The following is a 21,396-nucleotide window of genomic DNA, read 5'->3' as shown; positions in this document are numbered from 1 at the left end:
TTGTTTAGTGGCAAGAACTGGACCTTCGGGATACTCCCGGGGAGGGGATATCCCTTAGATCAGGTCAGGCCGTTTCTTTGAGCATCGCGTCGAGCGTGGTGCCAAGTTCACTGGGCGAAGGCGAAACGCGGATGCCCGCATCTTCCATCGCCGCGATCTTGTCGTCCGCGCCACCTTTGCCGCCCGAAACGATGGCACCGGCATGGCCCATACGGCGTCCCGGAGGCGCTGTGCGACCGGCGATGAAGCCGACAGTCGGCTTGCTGCGACCCTTGGCCGCTTCCTGCTTGAGGAATTCAGCGGCTTCTTCTTCCGCACTACCGCCGATTTCGCCGATCATGATCATCGATTTGGTTTCCGGATCGTCGAGGAACAGGTCGAGCACGTCGATAAAGTTGGTGCCGTTTACAGGGTCACCGCCAATGCCGACAGCCGTAGTCTGGCCCAGGCCCACCATGGTGGTCTGGTGCACGGCTTCATAGGTCAGCGTGCCGGAGCGACTGACCACGCCGACGCTGCCCTTTTTAAAGATGGAGCCGGGCATGATGCCGATCTTGCATTCTTCCGGAGTCAAGACGCCGGGGCAGTTGGGGCCGATCAGGCGCGATTTGGAACCTTCCAGAGCAGCCTTGGCACGGACCATGTCCAGCACCGGAATGCCTTCGGTGATGCAGATGATCAGCTCGATCTCGGCATCGATCGCTTCGCAAATCGCGTCTGCGGCGAAGGGCGGGGGCACATAGATGCAGGTTGCCGTCGCGCCGGTTTCGGCCTTGGCTTCACGCACGGTGTTGAAATTGGGCAGGCCAATATGTGTTGTACCACCTTTGCCGGGCGTCACACCCGCAACCATCTGCGTCCCGTAATCGAGCGCCTGCTGCGTGTGGAACGTGCCGGTGTCACCGGTCATGCCTTGGGTGATGACCTTGGTGTCTTTGTTTACGAGGATGCTCAATTTTTCTCTCCAAGTTCTGTGACTGCGACGCGGAAGGCCGGTTTGCGGCGTGAGCCTGTCTGGCTCAAAATCGCGATATCACTACCGATGCGGAAGTAACCGTCGCCATTCTTGGCGCCAGCGACGGTGAACGCCTTGCCAAAGGCACCCCTCAGTTCTTCGAAGGATTTCCGCTTCTTCAAACCGCCAATAATTATGCAGCCTTTTCCGGCCGGGCCGACCATAGTCGAGGTGATGATCAACGGCGATCTGGAAGACTTTCCCAACACACGAACGGGAGTATCAACCGCCTCGCCCTCCTCCTCGATTCTTGTGAGGGACCAGCCTCGCTCAACCAAAATATCGATATCGACACCTTCCGGGCCTGCAGCGGCAGCGCAATCACGCGCCGACTCGACGGCTGTCTCTGGCGTCACGATCGGTATATTGGCAGCAGCGGGCGCAGCCGCAAATGCGGTAACAGCTGAAATCGTCAGTGCGGCTTTATTCACTTCAGGCTCTCATCCAGACCCTTACACGCTTCGAGCAATTCCTCGACCGCGTCGGTGCTGACCTTGAGATTGGCTTTCTCTTCGTCGCTCAATTCGATTTCGACCACGTCTTCCGTGCCGCCCGCGCCGATCACGGTGGGGACGCCGACATACAGCCCGTCGAGGCCGTATTTGCCTTGGACATAGGAAGCGCAAGGCAGGATGCGCTTCTGGTCGCCCAGATAGGCTTCGGCCATGCTGATCGCGCTGGTGGCGGGAGCATAGTAAGCCGAGCCATTGCCGAGCAGGCCGACGATCTCGCCGCCGCCCTTACGGGTGCGGTCAACGATCTCATCGATACGGTCAGTCGAAACGCCTTTGATCTTGGCGTAATCGTCAACCGGGATGCCGTTGATCGTGGTGTAGCTTTTGACCGGAACCATCGTGTCGCCGTGGCCGCCGAGCACGAAGGCGTTCACGTCCTTGACCGAGCAATCGAACTCCCATGCAAGGAAGGTCGCAAAACGCGCGCTGTCGAGTACGCCCGCCATGCCGACCACCTTGTTATGTGGCAGGCCGGAAAATTCGCGCAGCGCCCAGACCATCGCGTCGAGCGGGTTGGTGATGCAGATCACGAACGCGTCGGGCGCGTTGTTCTTGATGCCTTCGCCGACGGCTTTCATGACCTTGAGATTGATGCCCAGCAGGTCGTCACGGCTCATGCCCGGCTTGCGCGGAACGCCTGCGGTGACGATGACGACGTCCGCACCAGCGATATCGGCATAGTCGTTCGAACCGGTGATCTTGGCGTCAAAACCTTCGACCGGACCGCACTGCGACAGATCAAGTGCCTTGCCCTGCGGCATACCCTCGGCGATGTCGAACAGGACGATGTCGCCCATTTCTTTCTTCGCGGCGAGGTGGGCGAGCGTGCCGCCGATCATGCCGGAGCCGATAAGCGCGATTTTCTTGCGGGCCATACTGCGGGAGTGTCCTTCCAAACACGCGGGACCGACTAAACCGAACCGGATGGCGCGCGCCTGCGTCCCGCGAGGAAGCTACGCCCGGTGAACAGGCTTAGCGGCCTAGGCGGGCGGGAAAGTGAATGCAACCAGCAAAAGGTCTAAGCGTTCAACTATCTTTGCAAATAGTTCGCAATTGCAATAAGGGCGTGGCAGTTGTCGGTAGTGCAGGTGCACCTGTGGTGCTGTGACTCATAAACTCCCCAATTTCAAACGCGTTCCTGACCGCTGGCCGCGTTCCCGGCGTTCAGCGGTCTCAGCCAACCTTGCGCATCGTACTTATGCCATCACGTTCCTGGGTCAGCAGCATGGCGGCCAGATAGTCCGGCACAGCACGACTGAAATAGTAGCCTTGGCCGAGCGTACAGCCCGCCTCGCGCACGGCCGTGACCTGCTCGATTTCCTCCAGCCCCTCGGCCACGATGTCCATATCGAGCTGGGCGCCCATTTCGGCCACAGCCCGGATGATCGCGTCGCTCTTCTTGCCGACATCCTTGCCGGAGACGAAGCTGCGATCGACCTTGATCTTGGAGAACGGATATTTGTTGATGTAGCCCAGCGATGAATAGCCGGTGCCGAAATCGTCGAGGGCGAAGCGCACGCCACGCTCTGACAATTCGGTGATGAAGCTGCCGGTGGCCTCACTGTCCTCCAGGAACAGGCTCTCGGTGACTTCCAGTTCCAGGCGCGACGGATGCAGCCCGGCTTCGCGCAGGGCGGTAAAGATGCCCAATGCTGCCCCTGGCGCCTTGATCTGGAGCGGCGAGAGATTGACTGCAACGGTCACATCTTCGGGCCATTGCGCGGCGGCTTTGGCTGCCTGTTGCGTAATCCAGTTGCCCAGGGTCACGATGACGCCGGTTTCCTCGGCGACGGGAATGAACTCGTCCGGGCGCAATTCGCCCTTTTGCGGGTGGAACCAGCGCACCAAAGCTTCGAATGTCTTGATCCGGCCTGTCTCGAGATCGACAATCGGCTGGAAGAAGATCGACAATTCATCCTTCTGGATCGCGGCCCGCAGTTCGGCCTCGATTTCGCGGCGACGGACAAGGTCGCGGGTCATCGACTGGTCGAAATAACGGGTCCGGCCCCGTCCCTCGATCTTGGCATGATACAGCGCCAGGTCGGCAGCCTGCATCAGCGCATCGGCGTCGGTGCCATCTTCGGGCAGCAAGGCGACCCCGATCGAGGTTCCGACTTCCAGCCGTTCGCCATCGATACGGATCGGGCGCATGATGTCTTCCAGCATGCGTTCGGCCAGTTGCTCGGATTCCCGGCGCGAGGTGACTTCACAAAACATGACGAATTCGTCGCCGCCGAAACGGGCGACAGAACCGCACTCCGGAACGATCTTCTTGAGGCGCGCAGCCACTTCGGACAGCACCCGGTCACCGGTCTGGTGGCCAAGCAGGTCGTTGACTTCCTTGAACCGGTCCAGATCGAGCCAGAACAGGGCCAGCATACGGTCCTGGGGAATGTTCATCATCGTTTCGACGATGGAATGGTTAAGCCCGGCGCGGTTGGCGAGGCCGGTGACGACGTCGGTACGGGCCAGGCTTTCCATACGCCTTGCCAGTTTTTCACTGGTCTCGGCTGCGGAGATGGAGTCGCGCAGGACCTTGAATGTGTTGAAGGTGATAGAGGCCATGGCCGGTGCCACCAGGAAAATGGTGATCGCCAGGAATACCATAGGCAGCGAGCCATCGAGCAGGCAGGCGATCGCGATCGGTATACAGGTCAGCACAAGCTGGCCCATTGCAATCACTGGTGCGCCTGCGTTGCGTGCGCTGATCCCGATGCCGTAGCCAATAGCATTAGCGACGATCAGCACTTCGACCGGTCCGCCGGGATGATACCAGATGGTCAGCGCAGCAATCAGCCCGTAGAGGAAAGCGAAGGAAAATGCGCCGGCCTCGTAGATAATTTCCAGCATTCGCGTGGTGGTGTCGGAATCGTCAGGCGAAAGCTTGGTCGCGACAATCACGCGGGCCACGGCAACAATGCCGAGGATCACGCAGAGCGAGGTGAAGAGTGTCTCTTGCACCATGAAGGCAGCGATCGAACTGGACACGATCCCGTTCAGCGCACCAATCGCGAGACTGGTGGGCTGGGTATAGAGAGTTCGCACCAGTGTCCGGCGGACGCGCTCGCTTAATGCATCGCCGCCGGTTATCCGGTCGTAGCGACGCCGCAACGCGTTGTAGGTATTGCTTCCCGACATAGGCTTTTGCACTATGCGCAAGAGGTCACGATCTGGTTAACGCGCCGCTTACCATCTTCACGGGATAGCCGCCGTCGCCGCGAAACTCGCGGTTGGCAACGCTCTCAGGCAAGGGGACTCAGCGCTGTTTGCGCCGGTCCATTTCTTCGGCCATCCGGCGATCGAGAGTGCGGCAAATGCCCAGCCACCAATCGTAGGATTGCCGGTCACCTTCGAAGAAGGATTTTTCCGCCTGTTTGCGCGCTTCGCGCGCGGCCCCCAGACCGTGTTCCGCAAAATGGCGTAGCGCGGCATGGATCAGCTTGTCATCTGCCTGCAGACTGGCCGCATCGCCATTGTCATTCGCTGCCCGCGCAACCGCACGGCGTGACAGGGCACGCGCGATCGGGGACCGAGTAGCAGAACGCGCAGCGGCGAAATGAAGCGTCATATTGGGGGCGTCCTTCAGAGTGCGACAGGTGTTTTGACCTCGAGGACCGATGTAGCTGCGAACCCGCTAAATCTTTGCTCCTGCACAAGGTTTCGCGGGCGTTAAGGTTTACCTGCGGGCCGGGGCACTTGCGCGGCTCAGGGCTGCTCTTTCCATTGCCCGGCATTGGCATATTCAGGTTTCACATTGCCCACCCCGGGCAGCTTTTCCGCAGTGAACAGCGAGTCCCCGCCACGCGCCTCGATCTCGGGCGTGTAGGTTGGCGCCGATGCTGCACGGGCAGCGGCCTCGGCTTTCTTGCGGGCTTCTTCGTAGGCATTGGCCAGAGCGACCGGATCGGCTGCGCCCGATGCGGCTTCGGCCTCTGCTGCGGCAAGGCGGCGCTTAGGCTTGGGCAAGGGTTCACCGCCGATATAGATGGTGCGGAATGCGCTTGGCTTACCGGCGGACCCGCGCCAGCGATAGAACCGGTGCGCGCCGATGGTGCCGATCAGATCGAGGCTACTCGCCCAATAGGGGTTGATCCAGGTCGTATGATAATGCGTGGCGTGGCCAACGGGCGCATAGACATCGCCCGACAGCGCCTCGCGTGCGACCCGCATTGCCTTGGCCCAGCTGCTGCGGGCGGGCTTGCGCGCGAGTGATCCGTCGCAGGTAAAGCTGAACTGGCAACCTGTCCGGCGCTCCGATCCCTGGTAGACCACGCCGCAAACGCTGCGCGGATAGGTCGGATGGGCGACCCGGTTAAGAACGACCTGCGCGACAGCCTTCTGCCCGCCGGTGCTTTCGCTCGCCGCTTCGTAATATACTGCTGTGGCCAGGCATTGCAGCGCGCGCGCCTTGTCGATCCCGGATCCACCATTGCGGAACGCAGCGGCAGCCGGCCCGGCGGAGCGGACTTCGACAGCTTGCGCGGGATCGCCGGTCATCACTTCAATCGGATTGAAATACTGTCCGGCATCGTCAGCGCCTTCGATCGCGGCCTCGAAATCATAGGCCAGTTCGGGTGCGTCCTCGAGATAGTAGAACGCCGATCCGGGGAAACTTCCGCCCGGCTGCTCGAACGGCATCGGGGTCACGTCCGGGACCAATTCAGCCTCTGGCTGGGCCCCTAGCGTAAAGCCGCGCCAGTCCGACGGGGCAGCAAAGGCCGGAACCGCAATGGCCGCTGCCAGCGCGATCAGGGCCCGCGACCGTTTGCCAAGCCCGCGCCGCTTGCGCTGGAACGCAAAGCGATTGGCAGTCGAGGTGGCGGGCATGGTCAAGCGAGGCAATCCTTCGGTTCAATCCGGGGGAGTTTTGCCGATATCCTAAGGATTGCCCGGCAGCGATGATCGAATTCGCATCGTCCTATGGCGGCACACCCGGCAAAGCGGCGTTAATCCGGGTGCCTAATGCACGGTTAATCCCCGCCTTGAGGTTTGGCCCTGGGGGAGATGTTTGCCACCCTCAGGGGGTTGCCTGCCAATGCGCGCGCGCCTATCCGCACCGCACGTCACGGGTTGCCGGTGAAGATCGGCCTAAGAGGGAAGGAAGTGCGAAACTTCCGCTGCCCCCGCAACTGTGACCGGGGAGCACGCGCTCCATTATGCCACTGCTGGCCCATCCGGGCAGGCGGGAAGGCGGGGCGCGCTGCGATGATCCGGGAGCCAGGAGACCTGCCTGCGACTGTCGTTCGAGCCGCGGGCGGGGTGTACCGATGGCAAGGCGCGAGGGCTTTCGCAATCCCGCGAGGCTCCGTCATGAGCGGCATAGGCTTGTGATGGAGTATAGATGCGTAAATATCTGTTATTGTTGAGTTGTGCAGTAGTGTCGCTGCCGGTTTCCGCGCAGGATACTTCGGTATCGCCGGAACAGCAGGATGCGATTGACCGGATCATCTACGATCCGCAACGCGAGCCGGGTGTTTCGGACGATCCGGTCTCGGTTGAACCGATCGTCGGTGGCTTTGGCGTTCCAGTGCAGGTGGTCACGATTACCGTGACCGGCACGCCGATCGAAGTGGAGGATACCGGCCAGCCGGTCACCATCATCCAGCGCGAGGAAATCGAACAGGTCCAGGGTCCTGACCTCACCCGCCTCCTGCGCCGTGCGCCGGGTGTCACGATCAGCCGCAATGGTGGCGTTGGCGGCTTTACCGGCGTGCGCGTGCGCGGAGCAGAAGCGGAGCAATTGCTGGTTCTGGTCGATGGCGTGCGGGTCAACGATCCGTCTTCCCCGGCTGGCGGGTTCGATTTCGGCAATCTGCTGCCCGGCACTATTGCCCAGATCGATTTGCTGCGCGGCTCCAACTCGACGGTCTGGGGCAGCGATGCGCTAGGCGGGGTCATGGCAGTGCGCAGCCGGGCGGAGACGGGCCTCGATGGCAGCGTTGAATATGGCGCACGCGATACGCTCAGCGTCACTTTGGCCGGGGGCGTGGAAGGGGATACCGGTTTTCTCGGCCTTGCTGGCGGGTATTACTCCTCCGACGGGTTTTCGGCAGCAGCGAGCGGGACGGAGCCGGACGGGTTCGAGCAATTCGCGCTGTCGGGTCGTGGACGGCTCTATTTGTCGGACACGATCGAGCTCTTCGCCAGCGGCCGCTATGCCGAAGGCGAACTGGAGATTGACGGGTTCCCGTTCCCGACTTTCACCTTGTCGGACACGGCTGAATTCCAGGAGACCACGCAATATTCCGCATCTGTCGGGATTATGCGTGATGCCGGGCCACTATTTGTCCAAGCGGCCTATTCCTTCGCCGATACGCAGCGTGCCAATTTCGACCCGGCCGTGGGTCCGGCGCCCGGTTTCACCAGCGATGGCCATTCGGACCGGATCGATGTGAAGGGTGAATGGCGCCCGATCGGGCCGGTCTTGGTCAATTTCGGGGCCGATGCCGAATGGACCAGCCTGGAAACCAATTTCACGCCTCGGCAGAATACCCGCATCATTGGCGGGCATGTGCAGCTTGGCATCGAATTCGGCGGCCTGTCGGGCCATCTCGGGCTGCGGCAGGATGATCACGCCCGCTTTGGCAGTGCGACCAGCTTCGGCGCGGACATCAGCTACGAAATCGCCACTGATCTAAGAGTGAAGGCCAGTATCGGTGAAGGCTTCAAGGCGCCGAGCCTGTTCCAGCTCTTTTCCGACTTCGGCAATGACGATCTCGTGCCGGAGAAAAGCACCAGCTTCGACCTTGGGCTGGCATGGAAAGACCGCAGCGCGCCGGCCTATGCCAGCGCCACGCTGTATCGCCGCGACAGCGAGGATTTGATCCAGTTTGTCAGCTGTTTCGGCGTGGCAGGCGGGATCTGCACCAATCGCCCCTTCGGAACCTATGACAATGTCGCCCAAGCTCGTGCGCAAGGGATCGAGTTAGAGGCAGGCGTGACGCTGGCCGACGTTCTGCAGGCCCGGGTGGCCTATGCCTATATCGATACCGAAGACCGCAGCGCGGGTGCGGCAACACAGGGCAACCGACTGGCCCGGAGGCCGCGCCATGCCTTCACGGGGTCGCTCGACTGGACTGTCGGCATTCTGGATCGATGGGACACAACCGGACTTTCGGTCGGGGCAGATATCCGGATCGTCTCCAGCGCTTTTGACGATGCATTCAATGCCACCCGCCTGGACAATTATCTGGTCTTCGACTTGCGGGCCGAATTACCGGTGGCGGAACTGGCCGATGACAAGCATCTGGTGCTGTTTGGCCGGGTCGAAAACCTCTTTGACGAGCAATACCAGACGGCGGCCGGATACGGCCAGGCCGGGCGCGGTGTGTTCGGCGGGGTACGGTTCGGGTTTTGAGGGGCGTCACGCTCCTTTTGGCCTCGGCCGTGCTGGCGGGGTGTTCGCAGGCGCACCCCGCCGCAGTGCCCGAGGGTGATGCGCCCACCATCGTCAGCTTGAACCCTTGCGCCGATGCCATCCTGGCCGAGGTGGCAATGCCGGGACAGCTGCTGGCGATCTCGCATTACAGCCACAATGCCCGCTCCACCTCGATGGATATCGATGCGGCCCGCACGTTCGCGGCCACGGGTGGCACGGTGGAGGAGATCGTTGCGCTCGATCCGGACATCGTGATTGGCAGCAGCTTTATGGCACCGGCCACACGAGCGGGGTTGGAACGGCTCGGCATCCGTGTCGAAACGCTTGGGATCGCGTCGGATGTGACGACAAGCCTTGAACAGGTCCGATGGCTAGCCAGCCTTTCGGGCAACTCAGACCGCGGTGAAATGTTGGTCGCGCGGATCGATGCGGAGATGGCAGACAGTGCATGGGCTGGCGCAGGATTGCCGACGGTACTGTGGCAGCCCGGCGGCATTGTGCCGGGAGAGGGTGCTCTTGTTACGCAGCTGATGGAGCACACCGGTTTTGCCAGCCATAGCGCTGCGCGCGGCCTGCAACAGGCGGATTATCTTTCGCTGGAGCGCATGCTGGCCGATCCGCCGCACATCTTGCTGGTGGCCGGGCAGGAACGGGCCCAGGCCCACCCGATACTCGATCAACTGACAGACCTGCGGACGGAGCAACTGGCGCCCAATCTGCTGTTTTGCGGCGGGCCGACGATTATCCGGGCCGTCGAACGCCTAAAAGGTATCCGACGCGAGATCGCTTCGTGAGCCGCGCAACGGTCATCCTGCTCGGGTGCCTGCTGGTGGCATTCCCGCTCTCGCTGTTGGCGGGGCGGGTCTGGCTGGACCCTGCCGCTACGCCCAATGCCGCCGTGATTCTGGCCGAATTGCGCCTGCCGCGCGGGCTATTGGCGATGGTCGTCGGGGCTGGCCTGGGCACTGCCGGCGCGGCCATGCAGGGCTATTTGCGCAATCCATTGGCTGATCCCGGACTGTTTGGCATTGCCCCGGGGGCAGCCCTGGGGGCAGTCGCCAGCTTCTGGTTCGGCTATGCAGCCTCGCCTTACCTGTTGCCGGTCTTCGCGCTGATCGGGGCGGGCGGAGCAATGGCCCTGCTCGCGCTGATTGCCGGACGGACCGGTGGTATCGCCCTGTTCACACTGGCCGGACTGATGATTGCGAGCCTTGCTGGCGCGCTGACAAGCCTCGCCATCAGTCTTGCCCCCAATGCGTTCGCCATGAGCCAGATCGTGACCTGGCTGATGGGCGCTTTGACTGACCGGAGCTGGCACGACCTGTATCTGGCCGCACCGTTGACCCTGTTCGGCATTGGCTGCCTGTGGCGCATCGGCCCGTCGCTGGATGCGTTGACACTGGGCGATGCGACCGCCCGATCGATGGGCGTGCGGCCCGGCCGCTTGCTTGCGTGGCTGATCGTGGGGATCGGCTTTACGGTGGGAAGCGGTGTAGCCGTGGCCGGGATCATCGGGTTTGTCGGCCTGATCGTGCCGCATCTGGTGCGTCCTTTGACAGACCGCAAACCGTCCAGTCTGCTGGTGCCCAGTGCGCTGGCGGGCGCGCTGCTGGTGCTGGTTGCCGATAGCCTCGTGCGCATCCTGCCACTGGTCACCGAATTGCGACTGGGCATTGCTCTAAGCCTGGTCGGCGCGCCTTTCTTCTTGTGGCTGTTGCTCAAAATGCGGCGCAATGCGCGCGGGTGGCTGACATGAGCCTCCAGACACAATCGCTTGGCGTCGATGGACGACTGGTCGATGCTACGATGGCGCTCGAGCCCGGCACGGTCACGGCGATCTGCGGGCCCAATGGCGCTGGCAAGTCGACCTTGCTCACGGCGCTGGCCGGATTGCAGGATGGTGCGCACGGCGATGTTGTACTCGATGGCGTAGACATCGCGCAGTTGGAGCCGCGCGAGCGTGCGCGCCGGATCGGGTATTTACCGCAGGACGGTGAAGTCGCTTGGGATATGTCGGTCCGCAATTTGATCGCGCTTGGCCGACTGCCGCATGGCGACCAGGGCGATAGCGCCATTGATTGCGCCATCTCCGCGCTCGACCTTGGCTCCTTCACTGGCCGGCCTGTTTCGACCCTTTCAGGCGGCGAACGTGCGCGCGTCTTGCTGGCACGGGTGCTGGCAGGGGAGCCAGACTGGATCCTGGCGGACGAGCCGCTCGCCTCGCTGGACCTCGCACACCAGTTTACCCTGATCGATCATCTTCGCGCGCAGGCCGATGCCGGGGCCGGGGTGGTGCTGGTGCTGCACGATCTGGCTATGGCCCGAAACCATGCCGATCGGGTGGTGCTTCTCGATCAGGGACGCATTGTCGCCGACGCGAAACCGGACAAGGCGCTGGCTGCCCGCACCATAGCGGAGGTCTTCAAGGTAAATGGCGAATGGATCGGGCCTGTCGGCCAAATGGCGTTTTCCTGCTATCCTACAAAAAAAGACTCGGGTTAACTGCACAATGATCGATCGCAAAGCTGCCACTTTGAGGGGAAGGAATACGCGATGCCGAGTGAATTTGTTGGAGACCCATCACCGCTAACCGATGCGGATTTTGAACGTGCCGCTGCCGCCTTGCGCTGCAGTGTGCCGGCGGTGCGTGCCGTGGCGCAGGTTGAAAGTCTGGGCGGTGGCTACCAGAACGACGGGCGGCCCAAGATCCTGTTCGAACGCCATTGGTTCCACCGCAAGACGAACGGCAAATGGACGCAGAGCCATTCGCATATCTCGTGGCCCAAATGGGGCGGCTACAAGGGCGGCAGCCGCGAATATGGTCGGCTGGAAGAGGCCATCGGGCTCGATCGCAATGCTGCACTGCAATCGGCAAGCTGGGGCGCATTCCAGATCATGGGCTTCAACCACAAGCTGGTCGGCTATTCCAATGTCGAGGATTTCGTGAAGGCGATGGTCGAAAGTTCGGGCAAACAGCTCGATGCGTTCGTTCAGTTCATCAAGTCCAACAAGCTCGACGATGAGCTGCGTCGGCTTGATTGGAAGGGTTTTGCGCGCGGCTATAACGGCTCGCAGTACTGGAAGAACAAATACGATCAGAAGATGGCACGCGCCTACGATATCTTCGCAGGTGGCGGCGCACGGACAGACAATCCGCATCCGGTCTTGCGCATGGGCCATACCGGCCAGGCTGTGATGCATCTGCAAGAGCTGTTGGGCATCACCAAGGACGGGGATTTCGGGCCGGGCACCAAGGCGGCCGTGGTGAAATTCCAGAAGAAGGCGAAACTGCACCCGGACGGGATTGTCGGGGCGCAAACATGGACAGCCCTGCTCGCGACCAAGGAATCCAAGCCTACCACCAAGAAGGCCAAGAAAGAGGAAGCCCAACGCTCCCGCGCGCCTTTGCGGGTCGGCGACAAGGGCGAGGATGTCGAGTTCCTGCAGGAACAGCTCGGCATCGTGCAGGATGGCGATTTCGGTCCCAAGACCTTGCAGGCTGTGAAGGACTTCCAGCGCAGCAAGGGTCTGGCCGATGATGGCATCGTGGGCCAGAAAACCTGGGAATCGCTGCTCGGCGACTAGGCATACCCGTTGCGCGCCTGAGTTTGAACCGGGGCGGCTTTCAGCTAGGCCCGTGCCAATACAGTCGTGCGTTTAATCGAAGGCGATCCGGCATGGTTTCCGCACCGGATCGATGTTGATCGGCGGCAGGTGGAGTTTCTCCGCCTGCCGCGCGAGCAACTTTCCGAACGCGGATTCCTGGCCGATCGGGATCCCCCGCCATCTGCCCGGGCCCTGGCGAGCTGGGATGACGTGGCGGCCGTGCGGCCCGCAACGGGCGCGCTGCATTTCATTTTTCACACGGCCTTCTGCCGGTCGACCCTGCTGGTGCGCGCCCTCGATGCACCTGGCACAATGGTCGGCCTGAACGAGCCCGGCATCATCGCCAGCATGGTGAATGCGGGCGACAAGGCTGCGCCGCTGATCGGCCCACTGCTGGCCTTGCTGGCGCGGCCCCATGCGCCCGAAGAGGTGGTGGTGGTGAAACCGACCAACCACGCCAACCGGCTGATGCTTGCTCTGCTGCAAGCATGCCCCAATGCGCGGGCGGTGTTGATGACCAATGACCTACCGGTGTTCCTGCGCTCCGTCGCGCGCAAGGGGATGATGGGGCGGCGTTGGGGCCGTCAGCTATTCCTGGAGCTGCAAGCCTATGCCGGGATGGATTTCGGCATAGACCCGCAGGAGACCTTCGCCATGACCGACCTGCAAGCCGCGGCGCTGGGTTGGTTCCTCAACCAGCGCTGGTTCGCGGCCCATGCCAATGGCCAGATACGCGGCGTAGCGCCCGAAAGGTTGCGGGTGCTGGATGGTGACCGCTTCGATGAAGCGCGCGAGGAGACAATATCTGCGGTCATGGCGTTCACCGGAACCGACGCAACTGCGTCGCTCGCAGGGGAATTGGCGACCGGGCCTGTCTTCACACAGCATTCGAAACTGGGCGGCGAGTTTGCCGAGGGCGAAACCAAGGCGGAAGACCCGAACCTGGTCGAAGAAATTGAAGAGGTCGGGCAATGGGTCGGCATGATTGCACAACAGGCGGGCATGACGCTGCCGTTGAAGCAGACGCTGTACTAGAAACGGAAAAGCCCGGCGCCCTCATGATGGAGGGGCCGGGCCTTGCCTGTATTGTGATGGCGATTGCGCGCCACCAATCGCATAATGCCTGTTATTCGCCGTCGGTCAGGCCGCGTGCTTCCAGCATCGGCGTTACGTCCGGCTGGCGACCGGCGAAGTTTTCGAACATCTGGAAGTAGTCCATCGTCCCACCACGGCTGAGCACGGTCTTGCGATAATGCTCGCCATTCTTGCGCGTCATGCCGCCATTGTCGGTGAACCATTTCCGGCTGTCGCGATCGAGCATTTCGGTCCACAAATAGCTGTAATAGCCGGCCGAATAGCCCGCCGGCGAGCTGAAGATGTGGTTGAAATAGGTGCTGCGATAACGCGGCGGCACGAGGTCGATCTCGAGGCCGAGTTCTTGCAGCGACTTGCGCTCGAACGCGTCGACTTTCTCGGGCGTGTCGATGGCGGCGGCCTCCGCTGGTGACAGCGCTGCCCATTTCATATCCAGCAAGGCCGCTTCTACGACTTCACCAAAATCATAGCCCTGGTTGAATTTCGACGCGGCATCGATCTTCTCGATCAGCTCTGTCGGGATGGTCTCGCCGGTTTTGTAGTGCTTGGCATAGTTGGCCAGCACTTCGGGATAGGTCGCCCACATCTCATGCACCTGGCTCGGATATTCGACAAAGTCGCGTGCCGTGGCGGTGCCCGAAAGGCTCTCATACTTCTGGTCCGCGAAGAAACCATGCAGCGCGTGGCCGAATTCGTGGAACGTGGTGTTCACATTGTCGAAGCTGACCAGCTGGGTCTCACCCTCTGGCGCCTTGGGAATGTTGAGCACGTTGTAGATCACCGGCTTGGTGCCCCACAGATAGCTCTGGTCGACAAAGTTGCTCATCCATGCGCCGCCGCGTTTGGACGGTCGCTGGAACGGATCGAAATAGAACAGGCCCAGCTCGCTGCCATCGGCATCGAACACGGTGTAGGTCCACACGTCGGGGTGATAGACGGGGATGTCGGTCCGCCGTTCGAAGGTCAGGCCGTAGAGCTTCTCGGCCATATAGAACACGCCGTCTTCCAGCACCTTGTCGAGCTGGAAATACTCCATCACCTTGTCTTCATCGAGCTGGTAGCGTTCTGCCTTCACCTTGTTGGCATAGCGATACCAGTCCCACGGCTGCACTTCGAAATTGCCGCCTTCGGCCGCAATCGTCTCGTTCAGCAGTGCCGCTTCACGCCGTTGCGTAGCGGCCAGGGCAGGGACCATGTCGGTCATGAATTTGAGCGCGGTCGCAGGCTTCTGCGCCATGCGATCATACATGGTGTAGCTGGCCCAATCCTCTTCCCCGAACAGCGCCGCCTTTTCGGCCCGCAAGGTCGCGATCTTGGCCAACAGCAGGCGCGTGTCATGCGCAGGGTTGGTACCGTCCGAACGGTTATGGCTCAGCTTGAACAGCTCTTCGCGCGTCGCCCGGTTTTCCAGGGTCGGCAGCAAGGGTTGCTGGGTGGTGTTCTGCAGCGCGATGGCAAATTTGCCCGGCTGGCCCTTGTCAGCGGCAAGCTTGGCCGCCGCCTCGATGTCGGCATCGCTCAGGCCGGCGAGTTCTTCGCGGGTGTCGACGACCAGCGGCTGGTCGTTGGTGGCCGCGCGCACAGCCTGGCTGAACTCGGTCGTCAGTGTCGAAAGCTCGCTATTGATGGCTTTCACGCGGTCGCGCTGGGCATCGGTCAGCAGGGCCCCGGCATGGACCATCTGCTTGTAGGTTTCTTCCAGCAGGCGGGCATCTTCGACCGTCATCGTCATCGCAGCGCGATTGTCGTAGATGGCTTTCACTCGGGCAAAGAGCGCCGGGTTGAGCGTGATGGAATCGCCATGGGCTGAAAGCTTGGGCCCGACTTCGCGGTTGATCGCATCAAGACCGTCGGTGGTGTTGGACCCGGTCAGAGCGAAGAAGACACGCGCGACGCGGCCAAGCATTCGGCCCGATTTTTCCAGCGCGACAATCGTGTTGTCGAAAGTCGGCGCGGCGGGATTGTCGATAATCGCCTGCACTTCGGCGGCCTGGATCGCCATGCCCTGCTCGAAAGCCGGCATGTAATCGCTCTCGGCCACTTTGGTGAAATCGGGGGCAAGGAATGGCAGCGTGCTGTCGGATGCGAAATAGCCGGTGCCTTGCGGGATTTCGGGGCTGTATTCTGCATCGACGGCAGCATCGGCGATCGGATCCACGGTCTCTCCTGCAATGTAGGTGGAACAGCCGCCCAGCAATGCTGCGGCAGCGGTGGTGGCCAGAATCTGGGCCTTCATAGTCTCTCCGTTGGTTCAAATGCGACCACGGCGCAGGAACAACCCGCGCCGCATTGTGCGCTTGTGATTAGCTGATGCCGCTTGAACCGGAGATTGACCGAGGATGCAAGGGGGAGGGGGGGAGTGTGGTTTCGATGACTGCACTTTGGCCTTCAATCGTGCCTTCCTACCGCCCGTTGAATACAAGACCCATTCGGGCTATTCCAATCGTGGGGGAGGAAATCGATGAGAAAATCTCTCGGTATTATTGTTGCTGCATTCGCAACAGTCGCTCTGGGCGGTTGTACTACTATGCGGGGCGGGCCGAAAAACGTGATCGAGGAACTTGGTTCTTCGCTGAGCGTGAAAGACGGGGACGTATCTGTTGCGCTCGTCACCCGCGATCAGATTATCCAGCATTATGTCTTGAAAGCCGCTGACAAGAGAGCTTTTCGGAACCGGGTCATCGACCACTATATGGGCGAGATGGACCGCCAGTATGAGAAATACTCGATGCGGCTGTTCAACGAAGGCGTCCAGACGGCGCTGGGTTTCGATGCAGCGATAATCGGGTTGTCCTCCACTGCGGCTCTGTTCGAAAGCTCGGCCGACGATCTGGCGAGTGTCATCTCGGCCTTCGCCGGTCTGCAATCGGCGGTTAACAAGAACCTCTATTTTGACCGGACGCTGCCCGCCCTCATCGTTACGATGGATGCGAAAAGAGCCGAGGTGGAAGCTGAGCTGATCAATCGGAAGTCCCAACAAGCTGCGGATTACTCACTTGAGGCCGCCATCCGGGACCTTCGGCGATATCAACAAGCTGGCACCCTGATGCGTGCGGTGACTGCCGTGACAGAAACGGCAAGTGTCGAAAAGGAAGAGGCAGAAGAAGCAGCCCGCCGCGCATACGAGCTCCAGCTTGGTTTCACATGTGTTCCGGATGATAGCTTGGCAGAAGAATCTCCGCGCCTTTTCGGGTACTTCGGGACGTTGCAGGACGACCTTTTTTCGGGTGATGCGGCGAAAGCGACGCAAGCAGAGCAGAAGATACGGTATCTTGCTGTGGCCCTCGGGCTGTCAGCGCAGGGAACGATGGACGAAGTGCTTGAGACGCTGAGTGTCTACCTGACTGAAAAAGTCTGTACCAAAGAGCAATTTGACGTTCTGGAGGAGAAGCTCGAAGACGTCTGGAAGGTGAAGCTGTGAACTACTCCAAACATAAGGCCAAACATAAGATCGAAGTGCTGCAGAAGACGCTGAGATGGGCCGAGTCGGTGCGCAGAGGCCTCGTAAAGATTCGGGCTGAAGAACACGATACCGGCAATTATACGATAGGTGAGCATGACCGCTCGAAGAAGCCGACGAAAAAGCTGCACCTCGTGCTCAAACCGTCAGAAGGGGATGCCGAGGGCCCCGAGGGGACGGTGAAGGATATCGAGGGCGAGGCGTGGATTGAAAACGAAAAAAAGGCTGTCGTTATCTTCCGCTAAGCGCACATCACGCCGCCAGCGCCACCTGGTTCCGGCCGCGGTCTTTGGCGCGGTACATGGCAAGGTCGGAGCGGCGCAGGACGTCGTCGAGGCTTTCGCCGGGCTTTTGCACAGCAACACCGATCGAGGCGGACACACCCAGATTGGGGGACATGCCCTGCCGCACCGGCACCAGTCGCGCGCGTTTCCGCAGATCCTCAGCCACCGCATGGGCTTCCTCAAGGTCCAGCCGGTCGAGGACGAACACGAACTCCTCCCCGCCCAGCCGCACACAGCCATGGTTCCCGGCGGGAAGCCCGGCCAGCACGGCCTCCATCTCGCGCGCCAGGCCGCACAGAACCATGTCACCGGCATCATGGCCGAAGCAGTCATTGATCGCCTTGAAATGATCGAGATCGATCATCAGCAAGTGCCGTTCGGTGCCGGCATCGGGTGGCGCAGAAAACCTTTGGAAAAAGGCACGCCGGTTGAGGAGGTCGGTCATCGGATCGTGATGGGCCAGCCGTTCCGCGCGCTCCAGCGCCTGCTGCAGCTTGTCGCTCAGCCTCCGGTTTTCGACCGTCAGGCAAGCCCGCGTGATCGAGTGTCGCGCGGCCCCGCGACTGAACAGCACCGGCCCGGCAACGAGACCGGCAACCCCCAGCATCAATTGCCACGGGACCACCGGATGCCCGGTCATGCAGGCAACGGCAAGCGTGCCGAGGAAGGAAGCAACATACGCCACTTTGACCGAGGCAATCGGCCCGTAGGTGATGATCACCAGCGAGACCCCGATCATCACCACGCCGGCCACCAGCGCCACTGCAATGGGAGGGTCCGCCGCAGGATCGAGGGCCAGCAACAACGTCGCCCAGCTGACGCCGGCGAGCGTCATTGCAATATAGAGCCCGTTCAGGGCACCATCCTCGCCTGCCTCCAGGTCGATGTCCGACACGAGCCGCGCGGTCGTACGCCGGGTTAACAGGAGCGAGGCTGTTCTCAAACACAGGGCCAGCGCCAGCAGGCCAGGCTGTGTCACCACGGCCAGGCTCGCCAGCAACAGGCCGAGCGCGATCAAATGGGCGGGTGCAACCTGCGCTTCGCGATCCACCATCGCGGCCAGAACCTCCGCCCGGATCGCGCGCCGATGCGGCCCGCTATAGCGGCGCTTCTTCCACAAATTGGGGGCCAGATTGAAACGCGGACCGATGGGTGGCTCTCCGAAGAGCGAGGGAACCGGCATGGCCTAGGGCGAGGGTGGTTGATGGCGCGCTTGGCGGTGGGTGAGGGGGAATGCGTAGATGGGAGGAGAAGGGTGCTATGGGCGCTACTCTTTCTCTCGCAATGTTCCCGTCAGTGTCAGAATTGTGATGGACACCAGCAGCATGCCGATAATCTCGTAGAGTCCCTTTGCGGTAACGAGCAACTCTGCCATCCAGCGTGAGCCAAGTTTTTCCTTGTCGAGAGTCCAGCCACTATCCTGGTTGAGATCGATAATAGGAATTGCGGCATCAAGAGCATACACCAAGGGACTGAACGGAGCTTTGGGCTGGCCATCAATGCTCGACAGGATGATGGCACCTTGATTCTCCAGGATATAGGCGCCCGCTGTGCCGAGCATTAGCCACGCAATGGTGCACAGGATTGCCCGACCCGGAGAATATCCGTATTCGCTGACGGCCATCAGTACCCATTGCACGCCTCGCTCGAACCTGCCCAGGCGACCGTGCCGGCGCTGCAAGTCACGTTTCTCGATCAACACCTGCCGACGGGCTTTCTCGTTCCCTTCGCTCGCGAAAATGGAGGCAAGCTGTTCGTAAGGCTGGGGTACAAATGTATCGGGCGTGGCCGCCCGATCCGGGTATTGTAGTGTCAGCCAACGCAGGCGGCGTGATGCTGCGTCAGAGGGCGTGTTTTTGATCGACCTGCCCTCTGCAGCTCCGTCATAAACGTTGTCCAGATCACGATAGGTCAGGCCGTCGAGCAGGAGGTGTCCCGGGGCAACGCCTGCATCCTCCCAGCGGTCTCCCCCGCCATCTGCAATCGCTCCGACGGTTGCGTCCCGCATGTCGACGATGCCGCGCAGGACCGGTCTGCCAAGTTCGAGTTCACCGTCGATCCTTGCATCCCTGAGTGTGAGTGCCGCCCCACGTTTCCGCTTGCTGACGCGCTCTTCGGTTTCGAAATGTGACAAGGGTCGGACGATATCTCCGTCGGCTGCGATTGTGCTCTGGTGCACAATCAGGTCGCCGGCGATCCGGGCGTCGTCGAGATTGACGCAGCCTTCGATTCTGGCTTCACGTTCGGTCTGGTCGATCGATTCAACCAGCTTGTAGGCACTCGGGCCGATCATAAGATCACCGCCAACTTCAATTCTCGATAGATCGACAGCGAGCGCGCTCCGGTCATCTTTGGTTGCCTGCGAGAGAAATATGCGGGTGGACCGCAAATAGAATCTTTCGCCAATGCGCGATGTCGAAAAATCGACCCGCCCCCAGCAAGCGCCGAGATTTCCCTTGCCTGGTCCGGATTGGTCGACGGCAAAGCCAACCCGGCGCGAGACAACACATTCGCTGGCCCAGATGGCAATCTCGTTGCGGGCCAGATCTGCCATTCCGGGGAAAATCAGGTTTCCGTGCAACTGAAGTTCGGAACAGTGCAGGGTGGGCAGTTCCAGCCCGCTTCCGATCAGACAAGCATCAATCCCGACAATTGCGCCGACTTTGCTACCAGCTAGCCTGATCGACCAGTTCTTAACCTCTGGCGCGAAATAGCATTGCTCGAACCAAATATTGCCGCCGATTTCCAGGTTGCTCAACACATTGATCGAATGAAATGCGCAGCGGTTTACTTGCAGACTATACCCGGTGGAAAAGCCCTGCATGTTGAGATTGTAAGGCAGGCTAGGGCCGATGAAGATTTTGGAGCGTCGCCTGCCGAAGATCGTGTCGGATATCTCGCAGGTTGCAAGGACATGGGCAGCTTGCATCGAAACATGCCCGTCGAATGCAGCTTTCTCAATCGTCACTGTTGATGCATTCAGGCCTGCGATGGTGCAGGCCCAGCTTTGCATATGGCCGGTGAAGACGGATTGCTTGAGCATCACTCCGCCAGTCACCGTGGCATCCGCCAAATTGGCACCATTGCAGATATGACTTCGTTGCAGAAAGACGTTCCCGCCTATCGTTCCAGATTGCAATGACAGACCTTCTGCCAGACGCGAACTCGTGATCTGGAGATCGCCTTTCAATGTCATGCTGGAAAAATTGACTGACAACGCGGCGGGGCTGCCAAACCGGCATCTTTCAATAAACACTTCGGCAGCCTGCGCATTCGCCGCGTAGACGAGGCCATCGACCACGTTTCTCTTGAGGAAGACTTGGCCTCCTATCTGCGCATTGGGAAAGGCGAGGGCGCTACCGTCATAACCCGTCGCGAGCCTGCTGTTCATGACTCTCAACTGATTGCCGATTGTTGTTCCCCAGAGGCTTAGACCCTCGGGGAAAGTGCAGTCATCAAATTGTGCAGCGCCGCTGATCTGCGACCCCTGAAAGGACACATGACCATGGGCGACTGTTTTGGAGAAAGCTACGCGGCCATCGACGTTCATTCCGTCGCCATCAACCGAGACAAGGATGCCATCGTCCTGCTCGAAACTGGCAATCTCGCAATCGGTGAAATAGATGCTCTCGCAGCGGACATTTTGCAGCGAGATCATATCATTGAAGAAGCAATTGTGTGCGTGAAAGCCGAGCAGACACTGTTTGCCCGCAGAGGATTGGCGAGATCCGCCAAGCCCAAGCTGGCCGTCAATTTCGAGGCCCATGACCTCGATCCCAAACGGGTGCATTTCAATGCCCGGGAGCCGTTCAAGCCATAGATCAGAGAGGAAGCTGGCATCAACTTTCGGCTTCTTGCTGTCACTTTCTCCGTCACCGAAGTCGGCAGCAATTCCTTTGATGGCACAATCGATGATCTTGCGTTCGATCTCGCTGAATTCGCGCGTCGCTGGCTCGCTCGTGCCCATCTTCCCCCCTCTTAGTAAGAGGATCATGCGAGTGACGGCGCCAGGATGCAACATCTGAATTGCGAAGGAACATGTG

At 60.8% G+C, this 21,396-nt stretch carries 17 protein-coding genes and 1 riboswitch; of the genes, 8 read left to right on the top strand and 9 right to left on the bottom strand.

Going from position 1 to position 21,396, the window contains the following annotated elements; genetic code table 11:
• Nucleotides 1-64: 64 nt before the first annotated feature.
• The 6 genes from sucD to ABD653_RS04275 all read right to left on the bottom strand — a co-directional run bounded on the left by sucD (nt 65) and on the right by ABD653_RS04275 (nt 6,357).
• Complete coding sequence (sucD, locus tag ABD653_RS04300; protein ID WP_160780023.1) at nt 65-955, bottom strand: succinate--CoA ligase subunit alpha; 891 nt, start codon at nt 953-955, stop codon at nt 65-67.
• On the bottom strand, nt 952-1,446 hold the full coding sequence (locus tag ABD653_RS04295) for a hypothetical protein (protein ID WP_160780022.1): 495 nt from the start codon (nt 1,444-1,446) through the stop codon (nt 952-954). Before ABD653_RS04295 ends, sucD begins: the two co-directional genes overlap by 4 nt.
• A complete protein-coding gene (gene mdh, locus ABD653_RS04290; RefSeq protein WP_160780021.1) occupies nt 1,443-2,405 on the bottom strand; it encodes a malate dehydrogenase in 963 nt (320 codons plus the stop codon). Before mdh ends, ABD653_RS04295 begins: the two co-directional genes overlap by 4 nt.
• A gap of 298 nt (nt 2,406-2,703) precedes the next feature.
• Nucleotides 2,704-4,668, bottom strand: a complete 1,965-nt coding sequence (locus tag ABD653_RS04285) for a putative bifunctional diguanylate cyclase/phosphodiesterase (RefSeq protein ID WP_160780020.1) — start codon at nt 4,666-4,668, stop codon at nt 2,704-2,706.
• A 118-nt stretch (nt 4,669-4,786) separates the two neighbouring features.
• A complete protein-coding gene (locus tag ABD653_RS04280; protein WP_160780019.1) occupies nt 4,787-5,098 on the bottom strand; it encodes a hypothetical protein in 312 nt (103 codons plus the stop codon).
• A gap of 137 nt (nt 5,099-5,235) precedes the next feature.
• A complete protein-coding gene (locus ABD653_RS04275) occupies nt 5,236-6,357 on the bottom strand; it encodes a cell wall hydrolase (RefSeq protein ID WP_160780491.1) in 1,122 nt (373 codons plus the stop codon).
• A 223-nt stretch (nt 6,358-6,580) separates the two neighbouring features.
• A riboswitch (cobalamin riboswitch) is annotated at nt 6,581-6,778 on the top strand.
• A 93-nt stretch (nt 6,779-6,871) separates the two neighbouring features.
• On the opposite strand from ABD653_RS04275, the gene ABD653_RS04270 reads away from it, so the two are divergent.
• The 6 genes from ABD653_RS04270 to ABD653_RS04245 all read left to right on the top strand — a co-directional run bounded on the left by ABD653_RS04270 (nt 6,872) and on the right by ABD653_RS04245 (nt 13,549).
• Nucleotides 6,872-8,887 (top strand): TonB-dependent receptor plug domain-containing protein, encoded by a 2,016-nt coding sequence (locus tag ABD653_RS04270; RefSeq protein WP_160780018.1) that lies wholly within the window; start codon nt 6,872-6,874, stop codon nt 8,885-8,887.
• Nucleotides 8,888-8,952: 65 nt separating this feature from the next.
• Nucleotides 8,953-9,702: an ABC transporter substrate-binding protein gene (locus ABD653_RS04265; protein ID WP_325065410.1), complete on the top strand. Its 750-nt coding sequence runs from the start codon at nt 8,953-8,955 to the stop codon at nt 9,700-9,702.
• Nucleotides 9,699-10,664 carry a FecCD family ABC transporter permease gene (locus ABD653_RS04260; protein ID WP_160780017.1) on the top strand — a complete coding sequence of 322 codons (966 nt, stop codon included), beginning with the start codon at nt 9,699-9,701 and terminating at the stop codon, nt 10,662-10,664. Before ABD653_RS04265 ends, ABD653_RS04260 begins: the two co-directional genes overlap by 4 nt.
• Nucleotides 10,661-11,410: an ABC transporter ATP-binding protein gene (locus ABD653_RS04255; RefSeq protein ID WP_160780016.1), complete on the top strand. Its 750-nt coding sequence runs from the start codon at nt 10,661-10,663 to the stop codon at nt 11,408-11,410. Before ABD653_RS04260 ends, ABD653_RS04255 begins: the two co-directional genes overlap by 4 nt.
• Nucleotides 11,411-11,461: 51 nt before the next feature.
• Nucleotides 11,462-12,493: an N-acetylmuramidase domain-containing protein gene (locus ABD653_RS04250; RefSeq protein ID WP_160780015.1), complete on the top strand. Its 1,032-nt coding sequence runs from the start codon at nt 11,462-11,464 to the stop codon at nt 12,491-12,493.
• 66 nt (nt 12,494-12,559) lie between these two features.
• Entirely contained in the window at nt 12,560-13,549 is a 990-nt protein-coding gene (locus tag ABD653_RS04245; protein ID WP_160780014.1) for a hypothetical protein, read from the top strand.
• 91 nt (nt 13,550-13,640) lie between these two features.
• Here ABD653_RS04245 and ABD653_RS04240 read toward each other — a convergent pair whose 3' ends face one another.
• Entirely contained in the window at nt 13,641-15,845 is a 2,205-nt protein-coding gene (locus ABD653_RS04240) for a M3 family metallopeptidase (RefSeq protein ID WP_160780013.1), read from the bottom strand.
• Between the two features lie 225 nt (nt 15,846-16,070).
• On the opposite strand from ABD653_RS04240, the gene ABD653_RS04235 reads away from it, so the two are divergent.
• A complete protein-coding gene (locus tag ABD653_RS04235) occupies nt 16,071-17,030 on the top strand; it encodes a hypothetical protein (RefSeq protein ID WP_160780012.1) in 960 nt (319 codons plus the stop codon).
• On the top strand, nt 17,027-17,314 hold the full coding sequence (locus tag ABD653_RS04230; protein WP_160780011.1) for a hypothetical protein: 288 nt from the start codon (nt 17,027-17,029) through the stop codon (nt 17,312-17,314). Before ABD653_RS04235 ends, ABD653_RS04230 begins: the two co-directional genes overlap by 4 nt.
• A gap of 7 nt (nt 17,315-17,321) precedes the next feature.
• Here ABD653_RS04230 and ABD653_RS04225 read toward each other — a convergent pair whose 3' ends face one another.
• Nucleotides 17,322-18,536 carry a GGDEF domain-containing protein gene (locus tag ABD653_RS04225; protein ID WP_160780010.1) on the bottom strand — a complete coding sequence of 405 codons (1,215 nt, stop codon included), beginning with the start codon at nt 18,534-18,536 and terminating at the stop codon, nt 17,322-17,324.
• 84 nt (nt 18,537-18,620) lie between these two features.
• Nucleotides 18,621-21,320, bottom strand: a complete 2,700-nt coding sequence (locus ABD653_RS04220; RefSeq protein WP_160780009.1) for a hypothetical protein — start codon at nt 21,318-21,320, stop codon at nt 18,621-18,623.
• Nucleotides 21,321-21,396: the final 76 nt, after the last annotated feature.

The organism is Parerythrobacter jejuensis, assembly GCF_039536765.1.
Taxonomy (GTDB): Bacteria; Pseudomonadota; Alphaproteobacteria; order Sphingomonadales; family Sphingomonadaceae; genus Parerythrobacter; species Parerythrobacter jejuensis.
Note: the sequence above shows the minus strand (reverse complement) of the source record. Positions and strands in the feature narration are given on the sequence as shown.

Bases quoted from the DNA above. Each gene is read 5' to 3' on its own strand.
- ABD653_RS04275 (WP_160780491.1), bottom strand. From the start codon at position 6,357: ATGCCCGCCACCTCGACTGCCAATCGCTTTGCGTTCCAGCGCAAGCGG.
- ABD653_RS04250 (WP_160780015.1), top strand. From the start codon at position 11,462: ATGCCGAGTGAATTTGTTGGAGACCCATCACCGCTAACCGATGCGGAT.
- ABD653_RS04280 (WP_160780019.1), bottom strand. From the start codon at position 5,098: ATGACGCTTCATTTCGCCGCTGCGCGTTCTGCTACTCGGTCCCCGATC.
- ABD653_RS04270 (WP_160780018.1), top strand. From the start codon at position 6,872: ATGCGTAAATATCTGTTATTGTTGAGTTGTGCAGTAGTGTCGCTGCCG.
- ABD653_RS04235 (WP_160780012.1), top strand. From the start codon at position 16,071: ATGAGAAAATCTCTCGGTATTATTGTTGCTGCATTCGCAACAGTCGCT.
- ABD653_RS04220 (WP_160780009.1), bottom strand. From the start codon at position 21,320: ATGGGCACGAGCGAGCCAGCGACGCGCGAATTCAGCGAGATCGAACGC.
- mdh (WP_160780021.1), bottom strand. From the start codon at position 2,405: ATGGCCCGCAAGAAAATCGCGCTTATCGGCTCCGGCATGATCGGCGGC.
- ABD653_RS04255 (WP_160780016.1), top strand. From the start codon at position 10,661: ATGAGCCTCCAGACACAATCGCTTGGCGTCGATGGACGACTGGTCGAT.
- ABD653_RS04225 (WP_160780010.1), bottom strand. From the start codon at position 18,536: ATGCCGGTTCCCTCGCTCTTCGGAGAGCCACCCATCGGTCCGCGTTTC.
- ABD653_RS04285 (WP_160780020.1), bottom strand. From the start codon at position 4,668: ATGTCGGGAAGCAATACCTACAACGCGTTGCGGCGTCGCTACGACCGG.
- ABD653_RS04240 (WP_160780013.1), bottom strand. From the start codon at position 15,845: ATGAAGGCCCAGATTCTGGCCACCACCGCTGCCGCAGCATTGCTGGGC.